This is a genomic window from Microcoleus sp. F4-D5 (assembly GCF_036704885.1).
Lineage (GTDB): Bacteria > Cyanobacteriota > Cyanobacteriia > Cyanobacteriales > Microcoleaceae > Microcoleus.
In genome coordinates, this window is the sequence record NZ_JAUBSX010000077.1 from 17757 (window position 1) to 36115 (window position 18359).

General features: G+C 45.7%; 13 protein-coding genes and 1 CRISPR repeat array. Of the genes, 10 read left to right on the top strand and 3 right to left on the bottom strand.

Annotated elements, in window-relative coordinates:
* Window positions 1-32: 32 nt before the first annotated feature.
* A complete protein-coding gene (locus tag QUA80_RS26735; RefSeq protein WP_333428019.1) occupies window positions 33-755 on the top strand; it encodes a PHP domain-containing protein in 723 nt (240 codons plus the stop codon).
* A 349-nt stretch (window positions 756-1104) separates the two neighbouring features.
* Here QUA80_RS26735 and QUA80_RS26740 read toward each other — a convergent pair whose 3' ends face one another.
* Together QUA80_RS26740 and QUA80_RS26745 are read right to left on the bottom strand one after the other, a co-directional pair.
* Window positions 1105-2271, bottom strand: coding sequence for a CO2 hydration protein (locus QUA80_RS26740; RefSeq protein WP_333428020.1), 1167 nt, complete (start codon window positions 2269-2271; stop codon window positions 1105-1107).
* A gap of 285 nt (window positions 2272-2556) precedes the next feature.
* Window positions 2557-4068 (bottom strand): NADH-quinone oxidoreductase subunit M, encoded by a 1512-nt coding sequence (locus QUA80_RS26745; RefSeq protein ID WP_333428021.1) that lies wholly within the window; start codon window positions 4066-4068, stop codon window positions 2557-2559.
* Window positions 4069-4196: 128 nt separating this feature from the next.
* Here QUA80_RS26745 and QUA80_RS26750 point away from each other — a divergent pair, with 128 nt between their 5' ends.
* Entirely contained in the window at window positions 4197-4808 is a 612-nt protein-coding gene (locus QUA80_RS26750; RefSeq protein WP_333428022.1) for a Uma2 family endonuclease, read from the top strand.
* A gap of 144 nt (window positions 4809-4952) precedes the next feature.
* On the opposite strand, the gene QUA80_RS26755 is transcribed toward QUA80_RS26750, so the two are convergent.
* Complete coding sequence (locus tag QUA80_RS26755) at window positions 4953-6827, bottom strand: NAD(P)H-quinone oxidoreductase subunit F (RefSeq protein WP_333428023.1); 1875 nt, start codon at window positions 6825-6827, stop codon at window positions 4953-4955.
* On the opposite strand from QUA80_RS26755, the gene QUA80_RS26760 reads away from it, so the two are divergent.
* The 8 genes from QUA80_RS26760 to QUA80_RS26795 all read left to right on the top strand — a co-directional run bounded on the left by QUA80_RS26760 (window position 6819) and on the right by QUA80_RS26795 (window position 14199).
* Complete coding sequence (locus tag QUA80_RS26760; protein ID WP_333428024.1) at window positions 6819-6944, top strand: hypothetical protein; 126 nt, start codon at window positions 6819-6821, stop codon at window positions 6942-6944. The two genes, QUA80_RS26755 and QUA80_RS26760, sit on opposite strands and share 9 nt — an antisense overlap.
* A gap of 506 nt (window positions 6945-7450) precedes the next feature.
* Complete coding sequence (locus tag QUA80_RS26765) at window positions 7451-7762, top strand: carbon dioxide-concentrating mechanism protein CcmK (protein ID WP_006635059.1); 312 nt, start codon at window positions 7451-7453, stop codon at window positions 7760-7762.
* 96 nt (window positions 7763-7858) lie between these two features.
* Window positions 7859-8200, top strand: coding sequence for a carbon dioxide-concentrating mechanism protein CcmK (locus QUA80_RS26770; protein ID WP_006635058.1), 342 nt, complete (start codon window positions 7859-7861; stop codon window positions 8198-8200).
* A 380-nt stretch (window positions 8201-8580) separates the two neighbouring features.
* Window positions 8581-8886 (top strand): EutN/CcmL family microcompartment protein, encoded by a 306-nt coding sequence (locus tag QUA80_RS26775; RefSeq protein WP_172186882.1) that lies wholly within the window; start codon window positions 8581-8583, stop codon window positions 8884-8886.
* A gap of 104 nt (window positions 8887-8990) precedes the next feature.
* On the top strand, window positions 8991-10643 hold the full coding sequence (locus QUA80_RS26780) for a ribulose bisphosphate carboxylase small subunit (protein ID WP_333428025.1): 1653 nt from the start codon (window positions 8991-8993) through the stop codon (window positions 10641-10643).
* Between the two features lie 406 nt (window positions 10644-11049).
* The gene (locus tag QUA80_RS26785) at window positions 11050-11742 is read left to right on the top strand and encodes a carbon dioxide concentrating mechanism protein (protein WP_333428026.1); all 693 of its coding nucleotides are present in this window, start codon (window positions 11050-11052) and stop codon (window positions 11740-11742) included.
* Window positions 11743-11946: 204 nt separating this feature from the next.
* Window positions 11947-12720 (top strand): BMC domain-containing protein, encoded by a 774-nt coding sequence (locus tag QUA80_RS26790; protein ID WP_333428027.1) that lies wholly within the window; start codon window positions 11947-11949, stop codon window positions 12718-12720.
* A 438-nt stretch (window positions 12721-13158) separates the two neighbouring features.
* Window positions 13159-14199 carry a tetratricopeptide repeat protein gene (locus tag QUA80_RS26795; RefSeq protein ID WP_333428028.1) on the top strand — a complete coding sequence of 347 codons (1041 nt, stop codon included), beginning with the start codon at window positions 13159-13161 and terminating at the stop codon, window positions 14197-14199.
* 148 nt (window positions 14200-14347) lie between these two features.
* Window positions 14348-18228: a CRISPR direct-repeat array (repeat unit 37 nt; unit sequence GTTTCAATCCCTGATAGGGATTTAGGTTTATTTCGGC).
* Window positions 18229-18359: the final 131 nt, after the last annotated feature.

Below are 18359 nucleotides of genomic sequence, written 5' to 3' on the forward strand. Positions count from 1 at the left end.
AAACAAGGCTAGTTTTTTTTATAGAAACCCTTATGACTGTCAATCTCGCTCCCTGCCACGATTCTAGTCTCAAACCTGAAGCCCAAAATATCTCAGCACTCAAACAAGTCCTGCAGACAATTGATGCCGATAGCTGTCCGGGTTCCTATAATTTTCATATGCACACAGTCTACTCCGACGGGCGATTGCAGCCAGAGAAATTGATGGAACAAGCCATAGCCGGGGGTCTCAAGGGCTTAGCTATCACCGACCACCATTGCACCAAAGGCTACGCTCAAGCTCAAATTTGGTTGGATAATTGGAAATCAAACAATCCCGACAGTAATGTCACAGCACCAACTCTGTGGACAGGGGCTGAAATTAATGCTGAATTGCTCAACAATGACGTACACATTCTCGGTTATGGCTTCGATCCGCAACATCCCAGTCTCAAACCATACTTGCGACGCGATAGCGGTATAGTCGGTAACGATAATTATCCAGCATCAAAGGTAATTAATGCTATTCAGGAAGCAGGAGGTTTAGCAGTTCTCGCCCATCCTTGCCGCTATCGTTCTACCGCAGATAAATTAATCCCAGAAGCCGCTCGTTTAGGAATTGACGGCATAGAAATCTACTATGCCTACGGTAATCCTATTCCTTGGAAACCGAGTCCAATACAAACTGCTTTAGTCAAAGATTTAGCAGAAACTTATGGTTTGCTGGGAACTTGCGGAACCGACTCTCACGGGCTGAGTATTCTAGTCCGAATCTAAATATTTGGGAAATAACAAGTTCTGTATCCTGTCATTGCCAGCCTAACCGTCAGCGGCTCTTTCTCTGATGAAAGCAATCGCAATGACCAGAAAACAAACTGTTTACTATGTCATATTATGTCCGCTCGAACGACCACTATAAAATTGGTTCGTAGTGAGAACTTCAGTCTTCATAAAAGTCGGCAGACAGAAGTTTTCACTACTTGCCTGATAACGGCTACTTTACCGGACGCGAGCTCATTGCGATCGCCAGGATGAGCTTTCGGCATCCTAAAGAAAGCAATTGCTTTCTTCCGGTAATATTGTTAGAACTTCTAGAGACATTGCGCTCTAAAAAACAGTCGCAATTCTACCGTTCCGGGAACAACTGACAGGCCCGGTTAGTTGGCTGATTTGCCCAATCCAAGCGAGAATTCCCAAACCGATCCATCCAACCTTCCAAATAAGCCCTATTAGCCTTTTTTTCCTCATAATCCGATGTATTCATTGGATGAGGTGCTAAACCCAAAATAGTCGCCGTCGTCACGCAAAACATCGACTTTTGAAAACTCTGACAAATTTGCACCCGCAGATCGTCTTCACCCCGACAGCTAGTGCGATAAACTTCGTGCAAATACTCCGGCAAATAATGCCGCATATCTTGCATTAATTGAGTTGGCGGAACCCCTGCACCTCCAATCGGTAAAGGGTCAGCAAACAAAGCCCCGTAGGCAAATTCTCTTTGTTCTTCGGGGATTTGATGAGCTTGAGCATTGTATGAAACTGTGCCAAAAAACGCAGTGCCCCGAAAGAAAACAGCCTCTACATAAGGTACGGCTACATCTGGTAAAAATGTCAAATTAGCTGTCGCCGGCAGTATATCGTAAACTTGAGAGCCAATCTTGACGCTGTAGGTAATCGGCAGGCTGGCCGCGGCGACTAAACCGGCTTTGACAAAATCAACTACATCAGAAATAGACTTAGTTTCCCCTCGATCGTAGGAATCAGATAAGTCGATAAACAAATCGCTCATTACCCGCCAAAACTGACCGAGACCGCTGTAGTAAGCCAGCATCCGCACTTGTTCGGGCAAAAACTCAGGAAATGCTTTGTGTAGTCCTTGCATGAAAAAATTGCCTTTCAATTTAGCAGCGATCGCCTTTTCGACCAAACTGCTAAATTTCGGGGAATCCAAATAACTGTCCAAACCGCCGCCGCCGTGCCAAAGCATTGTTCTCATGCAATACTCAGCATACTCAAAATTAATGCGATCGTGCCATAAATAGCGCATTAACTTCGGCAGAGTGACTTCCCCATTGAAATATTTAAAAAACGGGAAAAGCACTAAAAACTGTTCTTCTGCAATATAATTGAGATTGCGAGAATAGGCATCGAGAACCACACCGTAACTTTTGAGAATGCCGACAACTTCTACTACATTTTCCGCCGATTCAGGCAGCAAAGCTTTGCCTGATTCCAAGATGTCAATGTATGCGGATAGGGGATGAGAAGATGGTTTTAATACGGTACTTGTCATCTGGATTCAGCCTTAATTTAATAACTCTTTTCTTACCGCTTATAGCTCTGGTATTATATCATTTTTAGCAAGGTTTGCTACCGAAAAACACAAATATTTACTTTCTTTTGATATAATAAACATACCTACTCTCCCAGACGCACTCTATATCGACAAAAGTGGGTTTTTTAGGTTTTTGGGGGGTGCGTTTGTTTGTAGTGAGGAATGCAAGTCATCATACAATTCTGAGGACTGTCATACTCACTACAAACGAATTGGAGTGCGGTCGATCGACCGGAGATCCTATCAGTCTAAGTTTTGAGAAACTTTAACTTGTGCGGGCCCGGGAACTGCCATCGCGATCGCGGTTTTCTCGCTCAAAGCAACTAAAACTCCCGGCTGCACTCCCATGATTGCAATAATTATTGCTAAAACCAGCGAAGGAATGCGATCGTCCCAGCGGACTTGCGGCAAATTTTCCACCAAATCCGAAAGGCGGCCGAAAAAGGCGCGGTTGACCATAATTAAAAAGTAAACTGAAGTTAAACCAGTGCCGATCATGCAGAGCAAAGTTTGCACGGGAAACACTGGCAAACTGCCCCGAAACATCAAAAATTCAGCAATAAATCCAGCCAAACCCGGAATGCCGGCACTAGCCATCACGCCGAGGATCATTAAACTGCCAATCATCGGCAAACCGCGATCCGGATTGAACAAACCTTTGAGGACATCGATGTTGCGGGTGCCGGATTTTTTGTAAACAACGCCGACACTCAAAAATAGCAGCCCCGAAATTAAACCGTGGCTAACCATTTGCAAAACTGTTCCCAGCATACTAATCGGAGTAGCTGCGGCGCTAGCTAACAAAATGTAGCCCATGTGAGCGATCGAACTGTAAGCTACAATTTTTTTCATATCTTTTTGGGCGATCGCGCAACTCGCGCCGTAAAGCACACTCACCACCGCCCAACTCGCCAAAGTCGGGGCCGCCACCGCCCACGCATCTGGAAACAAACCCAAACCAAAGCGCAGCATCCCATAAGTTCCCAGCTTCAAAAGCACCCCCGCCAGCAGCACCGAAACCGGCGTCGAAGCTTCTACGTGAGCATCCGGCAGCCAAGTATGAAAAGGCACCAAAGGCATCTTAATTCCAAAAGCCAGCAACACCCCTGCCAGCAAAATAATTTGCCTTACCAAAGGCAATGGCAATCCTCCTTGCAAATGCGATGCGCCCGCTGCACCCACCATATCGAAACTAGAAGCACCGCTAAGCCAACCAGTGCCCAAGAAAGCAGCCAGCAGCACAATTCCCGAAAATGCAGTGTAGATTAAAAACTTAGTAGCAGCATAACCCCGGCGCTCGCCTCCCCAAATAGCAATTAACAGGTAAAGCGGAATCAATTCTACCTCAAAAAACAGGAAAAACAGCAGCAAATTTTGAGATAAAAAAGCCCCTGTTACGCCGCCGGTAATTAACAGAATTAAAGAATAATAAAGTCGAGGTCTGCGGATCGACTCATCCGTAGCGTAAATAGCTACCCCTGTCAGCAGAGTATTTAAAATTACCAAAGGCAGAGCCAAACCATCAACGCCGAGATTGTAATTCAATCCCAAAACATCTATCCAAGGAATAAATTCCGAAAACTGCAACTGACTGGTACTGGCATCAAACTGAGCTGCCAAAATTACCGAGAGAATCAAAGTTATACCCGCAATGGCGATCGCGACATTCCGAACTATTTTAGAACTCACTGAACCGGGCCACAGCCCAATCAGGGCAGCAGCCAAAATTGGTATCCAGATTAAAGCACTGAGCATCAATTAAAACTTTCCTTTGTTACACAGTATTTAGAGCTATATTTAACATTAACGCAAAGCAACTACATATAAAAGCGATCGGCCCATTTTCTTGTTAACATAGATTCAAATGTCTCTGGAATCCTCCTATGACCACAAGTCTTACCGATCGAGAAGATTTGCAAATTAAATCCGGTTCTCCTTCCACCCGCCTAACAGTTGCCGACTTGGAACAACTGCAAGGTATACTCTCGGAAGCACATCTAGACTACCAACTCGAACTGGTAGACGGGAAAATTATCGTTATGGGACCATCCGATATTGTATCGAGCGAAATTGGGGGCGAGTTACTCAGTCTTTTGCGTAATTGGGTCAAACCCCGCAAACTCGGAAGAGTTTTCGAGTCCAGCGGCGGGTTTATCCTCCCCAATTCCGATCTGAGAGCTCCCGATGTTTCTTTTGTGCTAGCGGCGCGTCTCAAACAAAGTAAAAGGTATTTTGCCGAACTGGTTCCCGACTTAGTTGTAGAAATCAAATCCCAATCGGATCGCCTCAAACCACTGCGAGAAAAAATTCGCTCGTTCCTCGAACTCGGAGCCCAAGTAGGCATATTAATCGACCCGGACAAACGCACAGTAACAATTTACACCCTGACCGCCGAGCCAATTACATTGAGAGACGGCGACATTCTTTCAATTCCCGAACTTTTACCAGGCTGGGAAGTTCCAGTTGCAGAATTGTGGCCGATCGAATTTGAGTAAAACTCAATAAAAAAGCAGACAAACCCAGAAGAAAATCATCTGCCCTCATCTGCGTTCATCTGCGCTCATCTGCGGTTGAAAATTAAATAACATCAGACAAAAAGCAGACAAACCCCGAAAAATTCATCTGCCAACCTCTACAGTTTAAAACTGCCAAATAATCAACGCCAGCAACACAGCAACCCCCGCCGCAATAGTCAACACATAAAACTGCGACTGACCGGTGCCGCTGTACTTCAACCCTTCGCCGCTGAAAATTGTCGCCAAACCGAACAAATTAACCGCCCCGTCTACCAAATACCTGTCAGTCCAAGCGCTGATTTTAGAAATAGAAGCCACAGCCCAAACGACAGTCAAGCGGTAAACTCGATCGATATAAAAATCGTAAGCAAACAAATCCTGCAAAACCGGAACAGGTAGCCGTACCGGTCGAGGTAACACCCCGTACCAATAAATCGCCACCCCAACCGCACAGCCAATCAACCCAGATAACATCAACAGCGGCGTATTCAGCGTCTTCAAAAGCAAATTTAAAGCATCAATATCTCCCGTTTCCACCCAAGGCCCGCTCCAACTAATTAACAGTTGCCACTTCTGCAACATCCAAGGCACTAACAGCCCGATCACCGTCAAAATTACCATTGGCAAAGCCATCTGCCAAGCGGATTCCGGAGCTCGGCGAGTTTTAGGCTGCGGTTTTCCCACAAACACTAAACCGAATATGCGAGTTAAATTTAGCGCTGTCAAACAGTTAACTAAAAGCAGCACTATTACCAGCCACAAAGGCACCGTCCAAAAACCGTTGAGCCAGCGCCGCATCGCCCAAAAGTTGCCCAGAGGCAACAGCGCTACCATCCCCGCAGCGCCTACTAAATAAGCCGTAGTCGTGGCAGGCATCTTCGACCACAACCCACCCATTTCTGTTAAATCTTGAGTGTTAGTTGTGGTAATAATTGACCCTACGCTCATGAATAATAGGCCCTTGGCGATCGAGTGCACGAACAGCAACAGCAAAGCAATGTCAACTTGATTTAGCCCCACTGCGATAAACACCAAACCCATAGAAGCGCTGGTAGAATGCGATAGTGCTCTTTTGATGTCGATTTGGGCGATCGCCACCAAGGAAGCGCCAACCGCCGTCACCGCACCCAACACCACCAGCACCGCATCCGTCACGGGCGACAGCGCTAAAACAGGCTGAAGTTTAATCAAAACATAAGCCCCAGCGCCCACAACTACCGTATTCCGCATAATCGAAGCCGGGTTTGGCCCTTCCATCGCCTCGTCGAGCCATAAATGGAAGGGAAATTGAGCGCACTTGGCCGTAGGTGCGGAGATTAAAGCCAAACCTAAAAGAGTCGCCACTAGGGGAGACAAAGTTGCAGTTTCCGCCCATGTTTCCAAGTCGGAAAAAGTCAAACTTCCCGCTAAAGTTGAAAGCGTGACTACTCCCATCAGCAGCGGCACGTCTCCTACACGCTTTGTTAAAAAGGCATCTCTAGCGGCTGTTACTACCAGCGGTTGAGCGTACCAAAACCCGACTAGCAAGTAAGTTGAAAGCGTCAGCACTTCCAACAAAGCGTAAGTTATAAGCAGCGAGTCGCTGATGGCAATGCCGCTAATTGCCGCTTCAAAAAAACCCATCAGCCCAAAAAATCGAGCTAGCGCCCAGTCTTTTTCCATGTAGCCGAGAGCGTAAATTTGGGCTAGCAAACTCAGAAGTGTAACTAACTCCATTGCTCCCACGCTGACCGTGGAGATTTCTATTGCAAAAGACAAATCTAAATCGGCTGCTTGCACCCAGTGGACGAGCAACTGTTGGGGCGGTCGATCCCAAGTCGCTGTAAAAATAACTGACCCGTGCAGGAAAGCCAACACCGTCATCAGCAAATTGAAGTAAGCAGCAGGTCTCGGGCCTGTTCTGCGAACGGTGCCGGTAGACCACGGCAAAGTTAAAATTGCGCCTATTAAGCCATATAAAGGTACCCACCAACAGGCTTGGAGGAGAAATTGAGTCATTTAATTTATGCCTTAAACTTCAAATTACCGGCTGCCTTTATACAAAAACAGTCGCGGGCGATCGCCCGATACCCTAAAACTTTGACTAAACTCGATCGTATAGTTTTGGCAAAATAATTTGCACTCAAGATTCACTATACATTAAAGCATCAAAACTGAAAATTATCTCAATAGAAAATTAAATAACTTTTAGGCTCGGCACTCAAAGAAAAAAACGGCCGCAGATCGGCCAAGACTGCCTTTTTTGCCAGTTTCCCCGCGATCCCCCTTTTGAAATCCCCAAGTTTCCCGACACTGAGAAGCGCCGCCTTCACCTACCGAACTCTACTTTTAAAGTATTTTTACTTACTCGACTCCCCGATCGCCGCTGACATCTACTCCTCTCAATATTAAGATTATTAAATAAATATTAAATTATTTGAAGTAACATAAAAAATTTTAATTTTTGTTATTAAACATTATGATGTTAGTTTATATTGTCAAGGTGGACAGCTTCCCCTATTCTTAAAGGATAGGAAGCTTTACACAGCATTACTAAAGAATGTGGGCCTCCCCGTCCAAATTTTTAGATTTCTCAAAGATTTGTAACGGTAATTCCGCTAATCCTCAAAGGAGATTCAAAAATGTCAATTGCCGTGGGAATGATTGAGACAAAAGGTTTTCCCGCTGTTGTCGAAGCTGCCGATGCTATGGTCAAAGCAGCCCGCGTTACCCTCGTGGGCTATGAAAAAATCGGCAGCGCCCGCGTCACAGTAATTGTGCGCGGCAACGTGTCGGAAGTCCAAGCCTCTGTGGCAGCCGGAGTGGAATCCGTCAAGCGGGTGAACGGCGGAGAAGTCGTCTCTACCCATATCATCGCTCGCCCCCACGAAAACCTAGAATACGTTCTGCCGATTCGATATACAGAAGCAGTAGAACAGTTCCGAGGCTACTAAGTTCTTAGCGCACAAAAATTTCGTTAAAGGAAAATTTGTGCGAACTTCAAAAATTAACTGTTTAGTTCCCCAAATATTCAATCAGGAGTAAAACCAATGGCAATTGCAGTTGGCATGATCGAAACCTTAGGCTTCCCCGCAGTTGTAGAAGCCGCTGACGCGATGGTCAAAGCAGCCCGCGTCACGTTGGTAGGCTACGAAAAAATCGGTAGCGCTCGCGTTACGGTCATTGTAAGAGGAGATGTCTCGGAAGTGCAAGCTTCCGTCGCCGCCGGAGTAGAGTCAGTGAAGCGGGTTAACGGCGGACAAGTGATGTCTACCCACATTATCGCCCGCCCTCACGAAAACTTAGAGTACGTGTTGCCCATTCGCTACACCGAAGCTGTAGAACAGTTCCGCGAAGGCGTCAGCGGCATTCGCCCCCTCAACAGATCGTAAGATAGGCGATCGGCTGTTAGGGGCGTTTGGTAATTAAAAATTAAAAATCGCGATGTTTTTGATTTAGCATTTTTAATTTTTAATTGAGGTGGGCATGGGATATTGGTTATTAGTCATGAGTCATGAGTCCGTCGATTTTAGATTTTAGATTTTAGATTTTAGATTGACTCTCGCATTGAATCGGGGAGCTTGAAGTCTTAGTCTAAAATTTCGGGAGCATCCACTTAAGTTGGGGATTTTACCCGTTTCTGGCGAGTCATTAGTTACTAGACGAAGAACTCTAAAAGGCGCCGAGCAGACAGAAGAAAGCTAATTTAAAAACGACAAGTAACTCAGTGAAAAAATGACAATTACCAATTACCTATTACCTATTACCTAAAATGCAAATGGCCAAAGTTCTCGGCACAGTTGTCAGTACCCAAAAAGAGCCGACGCTGAGAGGATCGAAATTTCTCCTGCTGCAATTCATCGATGAGGAAGGTTCACCAGTTCCCGGCTATGAGGTAGCCGCTGACTGTGTGGGCGCTGGTATAGATGAATGGGTTTTAGTAACCCGAGGCAGCGCAGCCCGGATCGCGCCCGGGAGCGAAAACCGTCCGATCGATGCTCTGGTAGTAGGCATTATAGATACTGTCAATGTAGAAAACCGCCTCATTTACAGTAAAAAAGACGACCCGTACCGCTAGTTGCAACCGTTAGCAGTTAGCAGTTAGTGGAAAAATAACTAACAACTAACAACTAACAACTAACAACTAACAAAAAAATTTTTCAGCTTAGGAGAACTTAATTTATGGCAGTCCGCAACGTTGCGGCTCCCCCGACGCCTTGGTCGAAAAACTTGGCAGAGCCCAAAATTCACGATACCGCCTTCGTACATTCCTTTTCTAACATTATTGGGGATGTACATATCGGTTCTAATGTGATGATTGCCCCCGGGACATCTATCCGCGCGGACGAAGGCACTCCTTTTCATATCGGAGAAGGAAGCAACATTCAAGACGGAGTAGTGATTCACGGTCTAGAAAAAGGGCGAGTCACAGGGGACGACGACAAATCCTATTCTGTGTGGGTGGGGAAAAATACTTCCCTCACCCACATGAGTTTAATTCACGGCCCTGCCTACGTGGGCGACGACTGCTTTATCGGCTTTCGCTCTACGGTATTCAATGCCAGAGTGGGCAACGGCTGCATTGTGATGATGCACGTACTAATTAAAGATGTGGAGATTCCCGATGGTAAGTACGTACCTTCGGGAGCCATCATCACTAATCAGAAGCAAGCCGATCGCTTGCCTGACGTTCAAGATTCTGACATTGAATTTGCGACCCATGTCATCGGCATCAATGACGCTCTGAGAGCGGGTTATCGCTGCGCTGAGAACATCGCCTGTCTAGCACCACTTCGCAACGAGCAAACTAAAAACTCCAATATGACTCAAACCAAATATTCTACCCATGCCGGCACCCAATTGAGTTCAACTCTTGCCGATAGCATCCGCAATTTACTAGCCCAAGGATACAGCGTGGGAGCCGAACACGCCGATGTACGCCACTTCCGTACCGGTTCTTGGCGCACTTGCGGCCCAATTTCCTCAACCCGCGACTCTGAAGTAATCGCGGCTTTGTCAGCCTGCATGGCCCAGCACCAAGGAGAATACGTCCGCTTGATCGGGATTGACACCAAAGCCAAGCGCCGCGTATTAGAAGAAATCGTCCAAAGACCGGGAGACAACGGCTCTAGCGGTTCTAACGGCGCGAAAACTCACCAATCTAACGGTAAAGTGGCACAAGCCTCCCACCACAATAGGGGTTCCGTGTCAAGCGGGAAATTGAGTGCCGAAACAGTGGCTCAGGTTCGCAGCTTGCTAGCTCAAGGCTACAAGGTGGGGACGGAACACGCCGACGCGCGCCGCTTCCGCACCAGTTCTTGGCAAAGCGGGCCTTCGCTGCAAGTGAGAAACGAATCTGAGGCGATCGCCGCTTTAGAATCTGTGATGAACGAGTACCCGGGCGAGTACGTGCGCTTGATCGGGATTGACCCGAAAGCTAAGCGCCGCGTGGTAGAAGAACTTATTCAGCGTCCAGACGGCCCGGTTGCTCAATCGGCTAAGCCGGCTGGAACATCTAAGCCGGGTGGAACATCGGGATACAAAGCAGCTTCGACTGGTTCGGCGGGCAGCGGAAGTTTGACCGGCAAGACGATCGACCAAATCCGCAACCTGCTTTCCCAAGGATACAAAATTGGCACGGAACACGCCGACGCCCGCCGTTTCCGCACCGGTTCTTGGAGCAGTTGCGCGCCGATCTCCTCCAACCGCGAATCCGAAGTGATTTCGGCCCTCGAAAGCTGTCTCAAAGAACACAGCGGCGAGTACGTCCGCTTGCTGGGTATCGACTCGAAAGCCAAGCGCCGGGTGCTAGAAGAGATTATCCAACGACCTTAATTGGTTAGGTGATTAGCTGGTTTCTCCCGTTCAGTCCTCGCGCTGGGGCCCGCGGGAGAAACCCAAGGGGATTGAAGTTGGATTTGAGATAGTTAAAAAGCTCGATTGAGAACTCTCGGTCAAAATCTAGAATCTTCTAAAACTTTCTAGACAACCGCGTTAAAGCATCAAGCTTCTCAACATAGTAAATTCTCGTTTCTTAGATTGACCTGGTTAAATTTACAGCAACCGCGCCCGACAGCGAGGATGTTCTTAATTGCACTTTTCCCGTGCGGTCGATTGCTTTTGACTTCTGTCCTAGATAACTAAAGCATTCTTCTTTCTTGCTTTTGCTATAGGAGTCGAGAAAACCCATAATTTAAAGTTTTTGTATCTAAAATCATAGCTCCTTTCATGGTGAAGTTGAATGTATGTATCGCCACTGCAATTAAGTAGCAACTCTCAGATTTTGATGAGTGGCGATGTAGTTGTGAATCAGGGTGCGGCGATCGCCCCAGGAGCAATCCTGCAAGCAGATCCGGGCAGCCGGATTTCGATCGCCGCAGGTGCGTGTATCGGCATGGGAGTTATCCTTCACGCCCGTGAAGGTAATCTGGAGATCGGAGCGGGCGTTATTCTGGGTGCAGGGGTGCTGGTGGTAGGTGCGGGAACGATCGGGGCAAATGCTTGTATAGGCGCCGGGACGACGCTGATCGACCCTAGTATCGCTCAAATGGAAATTTTGCCGGCCGGTTCTCTAATCGGAGATACCAGCCGCCAAGCAACCCCAGAAGCAACCCCAGAAGCAACCCCAGAAGCAACCCCAGAAGCAACCCCAGAAGCAACGGCAGCACCGGAAACCCCCTCGGCTACTACGCCACCAGTCGATCGACCGATCGAGCCGCCAGAACCGCCCCAAACACATCCTCAAACGTCGCCGCAGACTCCCGAAACAGCGCCCGAATCTGCAGCAGAGCAATCCCCCCAACCAGGGGAAACGCCAACTATTTTGTACGGCCAAGCTCACATCAATCGGCTGCTGGTGACGCTGTTTCCACACCGACAAGCTTTTAGTCGATCGGAGGAAAACGGTCAAACTCTCTCGGACGGTTCCGAGTAGTCGTTTTTTCGGCAAAAGGCAGCTATGCTGAAGGCAGAAAGATGAAATATCAATAGATAATCTAATATTATTGGTCGCCCAGCACTTTTTAATGCGTTGCAGCAGAAATCTGTGTCTTACAGCTTGTGCAGTCTGTCTTCTCATCTGACAAACTAAAACTATCAACAAATTTTTATTTTGGGAAGTTTCTAAGGGTAATAGAAGATGGACGGACAAACAGATCGTAACAATCAACAAGAGCGATCGCAGCGCCAGGAATACTTCAAAGACACTGCTTTGGGTTTGGTATCCACCAAGAGTTTTCCGGCAATTGTCGGGACTGCTGACATGATGCTGAAGTCGGCAGGAGTGATTTTAGTAGGATACGAAAAAATTGGTTCCGGTCACTGTACGGCGATCGTCCGCGGCAGAATTTCGGATGTGCGTTTGGCTGTGGAAGCTGGAACTCAAACTGCCGAACAGTTCGGGCAGTTTGTTTCTAAGTTGGTGATTCCTAGACCTTTGGCTAATTTGGAAGTGGTTTTGCCGATCGGCTTTCGCCTGACTCAACTGTCGGAAAGTGGCAGTTATTCTCGGCTTAGCAATCAGGCGATCGGTTTGCTGGAAACGCGGGGATTTCCGGCAATGGTCGGTGCTTGCGATGCTATGCTCAAATCTGCAGACGTACACTTGGCAGCTTACGAGAAAATTGGAGCCGGTTTGTGCACGGCAATTATTCGCGGTGCAGTTGCAGATGTAGCAGTAGCGGTAGAAGCCGGGATGTACGAAGCTGAGCGAATTGGCGAGTTGAACGCAGTGATGGTAATTCCGAGGCCTTTGGAAGATTTGGAACAAACTTTACCGTTGGCGAGTTGCTGGATTGAGCAGCGTCAACCAGTGATGATGCCGGTGTCGGTTAAGGAAAAGCAACAAGAATTGATCGAACTTCCTGATTTGGAGAAATTGACTGTTTATGTGGAAGAGGAAATCAATCGGTAATTAGGCAACAAAGGTTGGTAGAGACGTGCTGCGGCAAATACTGAGACGAAGTTTATTAAAAAGATATAAATTTTACTCGGTGGTACTGCTGGCAACAATTTATACTGAGTAGCGGTCTCAAACTTAATTTGGCATCGAGCCGATCGCAGCCGCATCCAGAGATACAGAGCACCAAAGAAAGCTAGACTTTTAAGCGAAAGTCGATCGGGTAAACAATCGAACTGAGGAAGTAAATCCAGCCGAGGTGCAGGCTGTTTCAACAGGATTTAACTGCTGTTAAAATAAACATAAAATCCTGTTTCTGGTAGATTGCCTAGAATCAGTTAAGAGTGACTCTGGTGGCGAGTGGATGCTCTTTCAACAGATTAAGGCCTCTCGAACTCAACACTGACTGGACAAGAATCAACCACAGAATCAAGCAATCCTGAAAGTTGACCTATGAACCTCAAACAATTTTACAAACGCGGTTTGCACAGGGCCAAAAGAGGAAACTACGAAGCGGCACTTGAGGACTTCGATCGGATATTGCAAGTCAATCCCGCCGATGCCAAAGCCTATAACAATCGCGGCTTGGTTTACTATTACATGAAAGACTACCAAAAAGCGATCGCAGACCTCAGCCAAGCACTAGATATCAATCCTAATTTGTTTGAGGCTTATTTGAATCGAGGCAATGCTTGGCGCCATCTGGGAGAACACGACAAAGCCATTGACGATCTCAACTGCGCTTTAGCAAGCAAGCCTAACAGCCACGCTATCTACAACAACCGGGGACTGGTACTTGCTAATTTAGGACATTACGAAGAAGCAATTGAAGACTACAATCGAGCTCTGTCTATCAATTCCCACAATTATAAAACCTATTACAACCGGGGGCGCGCTTACTACCTTTTGGGAGAAAAAGAGGCAGCAACCGAGAACTTTAACGAAACGCTGCGGTTAAATCCTAGATATATCAAAGCTTACATAAATCGCGGTCTCTCTTATCACCAATTAGGAAACAATACGCAGGCGATCGCAGATTACAACACTGCACTCGGCATCGATCCAAAAAATGTTTATGCGTATTATAACAGAGGTTGCGTTCGCTATAAATTAAAGCAAATGCAGCTTGCAATTGAAGACTTTAACCAAGCAGTGGAACTCGATCCGAACTATGTTAAAGCTTATCTCAACCGGGGTTTAGCGCTGTATAAACTTGGAGATGTTGAGGCAGCAAATAAGGATTTTTACCACGTAATGTGCATTAATGCTGAATCTTATTTATACTACCAGGCCCAGCGGTGCACGCCTGATATTAATTCGTACTTTAAGGAAGCGCCACAGGTAGAACTTAATAATGCTGTTGAATACTACAACACAACCTTAAATACGATGTCAACTTCCTTAAGTTCGGCAGCATTAAACGCGGTCTGGAATCAAGAAGATTTGGAGAACAGAGACTCGATTATCTGTGAAGGTGAGTTTATCAATGATTGATTTACTCGGCAGTGATATTTTGTGTGAGTGGGATGCTAGCACTGCACTCGCGAGTTACGGTGCGTGACGGTTGAGGCTTTTTACACAAGCCCAAATCTATTCACAGTCACGCACTTTACATCTGATACTGCCAAAAAGGCTACTGAGGGTTTCAATCCCTGATAGGGATTTAGGTTTATTTCGGCCCCATAAAACTCTTTAACAAAGATTTTGGAAGAATCGTTTCAATCCCTGATAGGGATTTAGGTTTATTTCGGCCAACAGGAGAAAGCGGAAAACTATATTTTGCAATTGGGTTTCAATCCCTGATAGGGATTTAGGTTTATTTCGGCCGCAGCGCTGCCTACTTCTCCTACTGGCCTAGCTGCCGGGTTTCAATCCCTGATAGGGATTTAGGTTTATTTCGGCAATGCTTTTTTGCCAACGAATCTGACGAATAAATTCGTTTCAATCCCTGATAGGGATTTAGGTTTATTTCGGCTCGAGGTAAGTTTTGACCTTGACTGGAGCGCGTGGGTTTCAATCCCTGATAGGGATTTAGGTTTATTTCGGCGCAAGCTACTCAGTTACCGACCTTATTAGAGATTCCTGTTTCAATCCCTGATAGGGATTTAGGTTTATTTCGGCGAGTATTGTGAAGGTCTTGACTGTAAGCTACTAGTTTCAATCCCTGATAGGGATTTAGGTTTATTTCGGCCAACATCTACAGATTCAGCCATCCAATATCCCCTATCCGTTTCAATCCCTGATAGGGATTTAGGTTTATTTCGGCGAGTTTCACAGGGACAGAAAAATTCCCCGAAAAAAGTTTCAATCCCTGATAGGGATTTAGGTTTATTTCGGCTTGCCCTGTCCTAGCAAAAGTACGTCCTACTTTGAAAGAGGTTTCAATCCCTGATAGGGATTTAGGTTTATTTCGGCGAAGGAGCCCAGATTGATGATGAGGTAATCTGGGAGTTTCAATCCCTGATAGGGATTTAGGTTTATTTCGGCTCAACACAATAACGCGAACCAGAAGGACAAGAAGGATTGTTTCAATCCCTGATAGGGATTTAGGTTTATTTCGGCTCACGGGACGATCGCCGCTGCGTTCGTAGTAATTGATGTTTCAATCCCTGATAGGGATTTAGGTTTATTTCGGCCAAGTTGACAATTGCAAGGAAGCACCAAATAATTGCGTTTCAATCCCTGATAGGGATTTAGGTTTATTTCGGCTTGTAAAGAAATATTACAATCTATTGTGTTATGCGGTAGTTTCAATCCCTGATAGGGATTTAGGTTTATTTCGGCTTAGCAATGAACAAATTGCATTCTTAGCCAAGATTATCGTTTCAATCCCTGATAGGGATTTAGGTTTATTTCGGCTTGCTTCACTTACACTAATATGATTTGGGTTGAAGTTTCAATCCCTGATAGGGATTTAGGTTTATTTCGGCGCGATTGCACTGGATTTGTAAGCAAATCTACCACATATTCAAGTTTCAATCCCTGATAGGGATTTAGGTTTATTTCGGCATTCGGCAGTTGTATTGCAATAAGCGGTGGGGTCGATGTTTCAATCCCTGATAGGGATTTAGGTTTATTTCGGCTGTAGTCAATTGTTGTAATCAATACTTATTAAGTCACTGTTTCAATCCCTGATAGGGATTTAGGTTTATTTCGGCGGGAGAAAGCCAACAGTATCGGAAGACGATCGGAAAGGTTTCAATCCCTGATAGGGATTTAGGTTTATTTCGGCCATACGAAGGTCGATTGGAAGAATTACTTGAAGATTTGTTTCAATCCCTGATAGGGATTTAGGTTTATTTCGGCATAACTTATTGCTCAATTCTTATGTGACAGTCATGTGTTTCAATCCCTGATAGGGATTTAGGTTTATTTCGGCATATCTTCCTCAAGGAATATAAACCTCTTGTATGCAAGCTCGTTTCAATCCCTGATAGGGATTTAGGTTTATTTCGGCTCGGATATTTAATTTATCCTCTGCTTGGCTTGAGTTTCAATCCCTGATAGGGATTTAGGTTTATTTCGGCTATTCAGCGGGTGAAAAAAACGCCAGCAGGGCGGGGAAGTTTCAATCCCTGATAGGGATTTAGGTTTATTTCGGCTTTTTTGATTCAGGCACACTGCTAGCAAATTACTGGTTTCAATCCCTGATAGGGATTTAGGTTTATTTCGGCAAACCTCTTTTGTATCATGCTAAATTCACCTTTTTTGGTTTCAATCCCTGATAGGGATTTAGGTTTATTTCGGCAGGGAAAAGTTTAATTGGCAAGAAGTTGAAGGCACTAGAGAGTTTCAATCCCTGATAGGGATTTAGGTTTATTTCGGCGCTGCTCATTGTTTTGCTCCTTATTGCTTCGTTGATTTGTTTCAATCCCTGATAGGGATTTAGGTTTATTTCGGCCAGTTTTGATAGGGATAACAAAATTGTCGCAAGCTTTGTTTCAATCCCTGATAGGGATTTAGGTTTATTTCGGCCCAGATGAATCAGCACTTTTCGTAGGGAACGAATATGTTTCAATCCCTGATAGGGATTTAGGTTTATTTCGGCGACAGTTGTCTCCTAGTTTGGCTAATGCGGTTGACGTTTCAATCCCTGATAGGGATTTAGGTTTATTTCGGCCATCGGCTCAAATGGTCAGACTTTCAAATTCAAGTTTCAATCCCTGATAGGGATTTAGGTTTATTTCGGCGCTTATAGTGCCGATCACGCTGACAGCTAGCGGCGTTTCAATCCCTGATAGGGATTTAGGTTTATTTCGGCTCGAGTTCGCTAGCATCTTCTTGGGCATCAAGATTGTTTCAATCCCTGATAGGGATTTAGGTTTATTTCGGCCCGGCACTAATCCGTTGGTTCCGGGCAAATTGTCACTGGGAGGTTTCAATCCCTGATAGGGATTTAGGTTTATTTCGGCTCGGATGGGTGCGAGCTTACGTCGTAGCCAACGGCGAGTTTCAATCCCTGATAGGGATTTAGGTTTATTTCGGCTGTAAACTACGCCAGCTTTTTCTAAAGCCGGCTTCCAGTTTCAATCCCTGATAGGGATTTAGGTTTATTTCGGCGAGGTTGCGTTTCGGACGGCGTGGAAAAATTTATCGGTTTCAATCCCTGATAGGGATTTAGGTTTATTTCGGCAAAACTACCGCATTGGGTCAATCAAAACTCGATTTTACGTTTCAATCCCTGATAGGGATTTAGGTTTATTTCGGCTTTTCCCACATCCGAGGAGTAGGGGCGACCAACAGCGGAAAGTTTCAATCCCTGATAGGGATTTAGGTTTATTTCGGCGTTTTAAGGAAGAAAGCTATGCTCCTTAATTTAGGTTTCAATCCCTGATAGGGATTTAGGTTTATTTCGGCTACTGATGCCTGCATATATCTTGGCTTGGGGGACGTTTCAATCCCTGATAGGGATTTAGGTTTATTTCGGCAGTCCTGGTGAGGGTACTTGGTTATGTCCTTTATATGTTTCAATCCCTGATAGGGATTTAGGTTTATTTCGGCAAAATATCTCTGCTCACGGCAGTCATGCTTTTTCCGAGCGTTTCAATCCCTGATAGGGATTTAGGTTTATTTCGGCGGGGTTTTGCCCTTTCTAAAAGCTTCAGTATTTTTGTGTTTCAATCCCTGATAGGGATTTAGGTTTATTTCGGCTAAAAGCTAGCGGTTTTTCTATAGCCCTACACGATTAGTTTCAATCCCTGATAGGGATTTAGGTTTATTTCGGCTTAAATTGTTTGAATACCAAATTGTTTCTTAGTGGTTTCAATCCCTGATAGGGATTTAGGTTTATTTCGGCTTGATGTCTTGCCTCTGCCTGCTGATACCGTGCAGCGTTTCAATCCCTGATAGGGATTTAGGTTTATTTCGGCATTTGGGAAGTTTGGGCAATTCGGTTTACTCAAAGTGTTTCAATCCCTGATAGGGATTTAGGTTTATTTCGGCTTTTTTCAGCGCTTTTTGCTGCTGCTCGATACCGTTTTAGAGGCGTTTCAATCCCTGATAGGGATTTAGGTTTATTTCGGCTAAATAAATCTGGGTGTCCTCAGCCGGACGGGCGTTTCAATCCCTGATAGGGATTTATACCATTTTTCTAAAGATGTGCTAGAGATAAAGAATGTAAGATCCAAGACCATCCTGTGAGAAAACCAATGACA

What these genes read in the sequence shown, in the direction of transcription:
- QUA80_RS26765 (WP_006635059.1), top strand. Translation starts at nt 7,451, where the DNA reads ATGTCAATTGCCGTGGGAATGATTGAGACAAAAGGTTTTCCCGCTGTT.
- QUA80_RS26795 (WP_333428028.1), top strand. Translation starts at nt 13,159, where the DNA reads ATGAACCTCAAACAATTTTACAAACGCGGTTTGCACAGGGCCAAAAGA.
- QUA80_RS26780 (WP_333428025.1), top strand. Translation starts at nt 8,991, where the DNA reads ATGGCAGTCCGCAACGTTGCGGCTCCCCCGACGCCTTGGTCGAAAAAC.
- QUA80_RS26745 (WP_333428021.1), bottom strand. Translation starts at nt 4,068, where the DNA reads ATGCTCAGTGCTTTAATCTGGATACCAATTTTGGCTGCTGCCCTGATT.
- QUA80_RS26775 (WP_172186882.1), top strand. Translation starts at nt 8,581, where the DNA reads ATGCAAATGGCCAAAGTTCTCGGCACAGTTGTCAGTACCCAAAAAGAG.
- QUA80_RS26750 (WP_333428022.1), top strand. Translation starts at nt 4,197, where the DNA reads ATGACCACAAGTCTTACCGATCGAGAAGATTTGCAAATTAAATCCGGT.
- QUA80_RS26770 (WP_006635058.1), top strand. Translation starts at nt 7,859, where the DNA reads ATGGCAATTGCAGTTGGCATGATCGAAACCTTAGGCTTCCCCGCAGTT.
- QUA80_RS26790 (WP_333428027.1), top strand. Translation starts at nt 11,947, where the DNA reads ATGGACGGACAAACAGATCGTAACAATCAACAAGAGCGATCGCAGCGC.
- QUA80_RS26755 (WP_333428023.1), bottom strand. Translation starts at nt 6,827, where the DNA reads ATGACTCAATTTCTCCTCCAAGCCTGTTGGTGGGTACCTTTATATGGC.
- QUA80_RS26740 (WP_333428020.1), bottom strand. Translation starts at nt 2,271, where the DNA reads ATGACAAGTACCGTATTAAAACCATCTTCTCATCCCCTATCCGCATAC.
- QUA80_RS26785 (WP_333428026.1), top strand. Translation starts at nt 11,050, where the DNA reads ATGTATGTATCGCCACTGCAATTAAGTAGCAACTCTCAGATTTTGATG.
- QUA80_RS26735 (WP_333428019.1), top strand. Translation starts at nt 33, where the DNA reads ATGACTGTCAATCTCGCTCCCTGCCACGATTCTAGTCTCAAACCTGAA.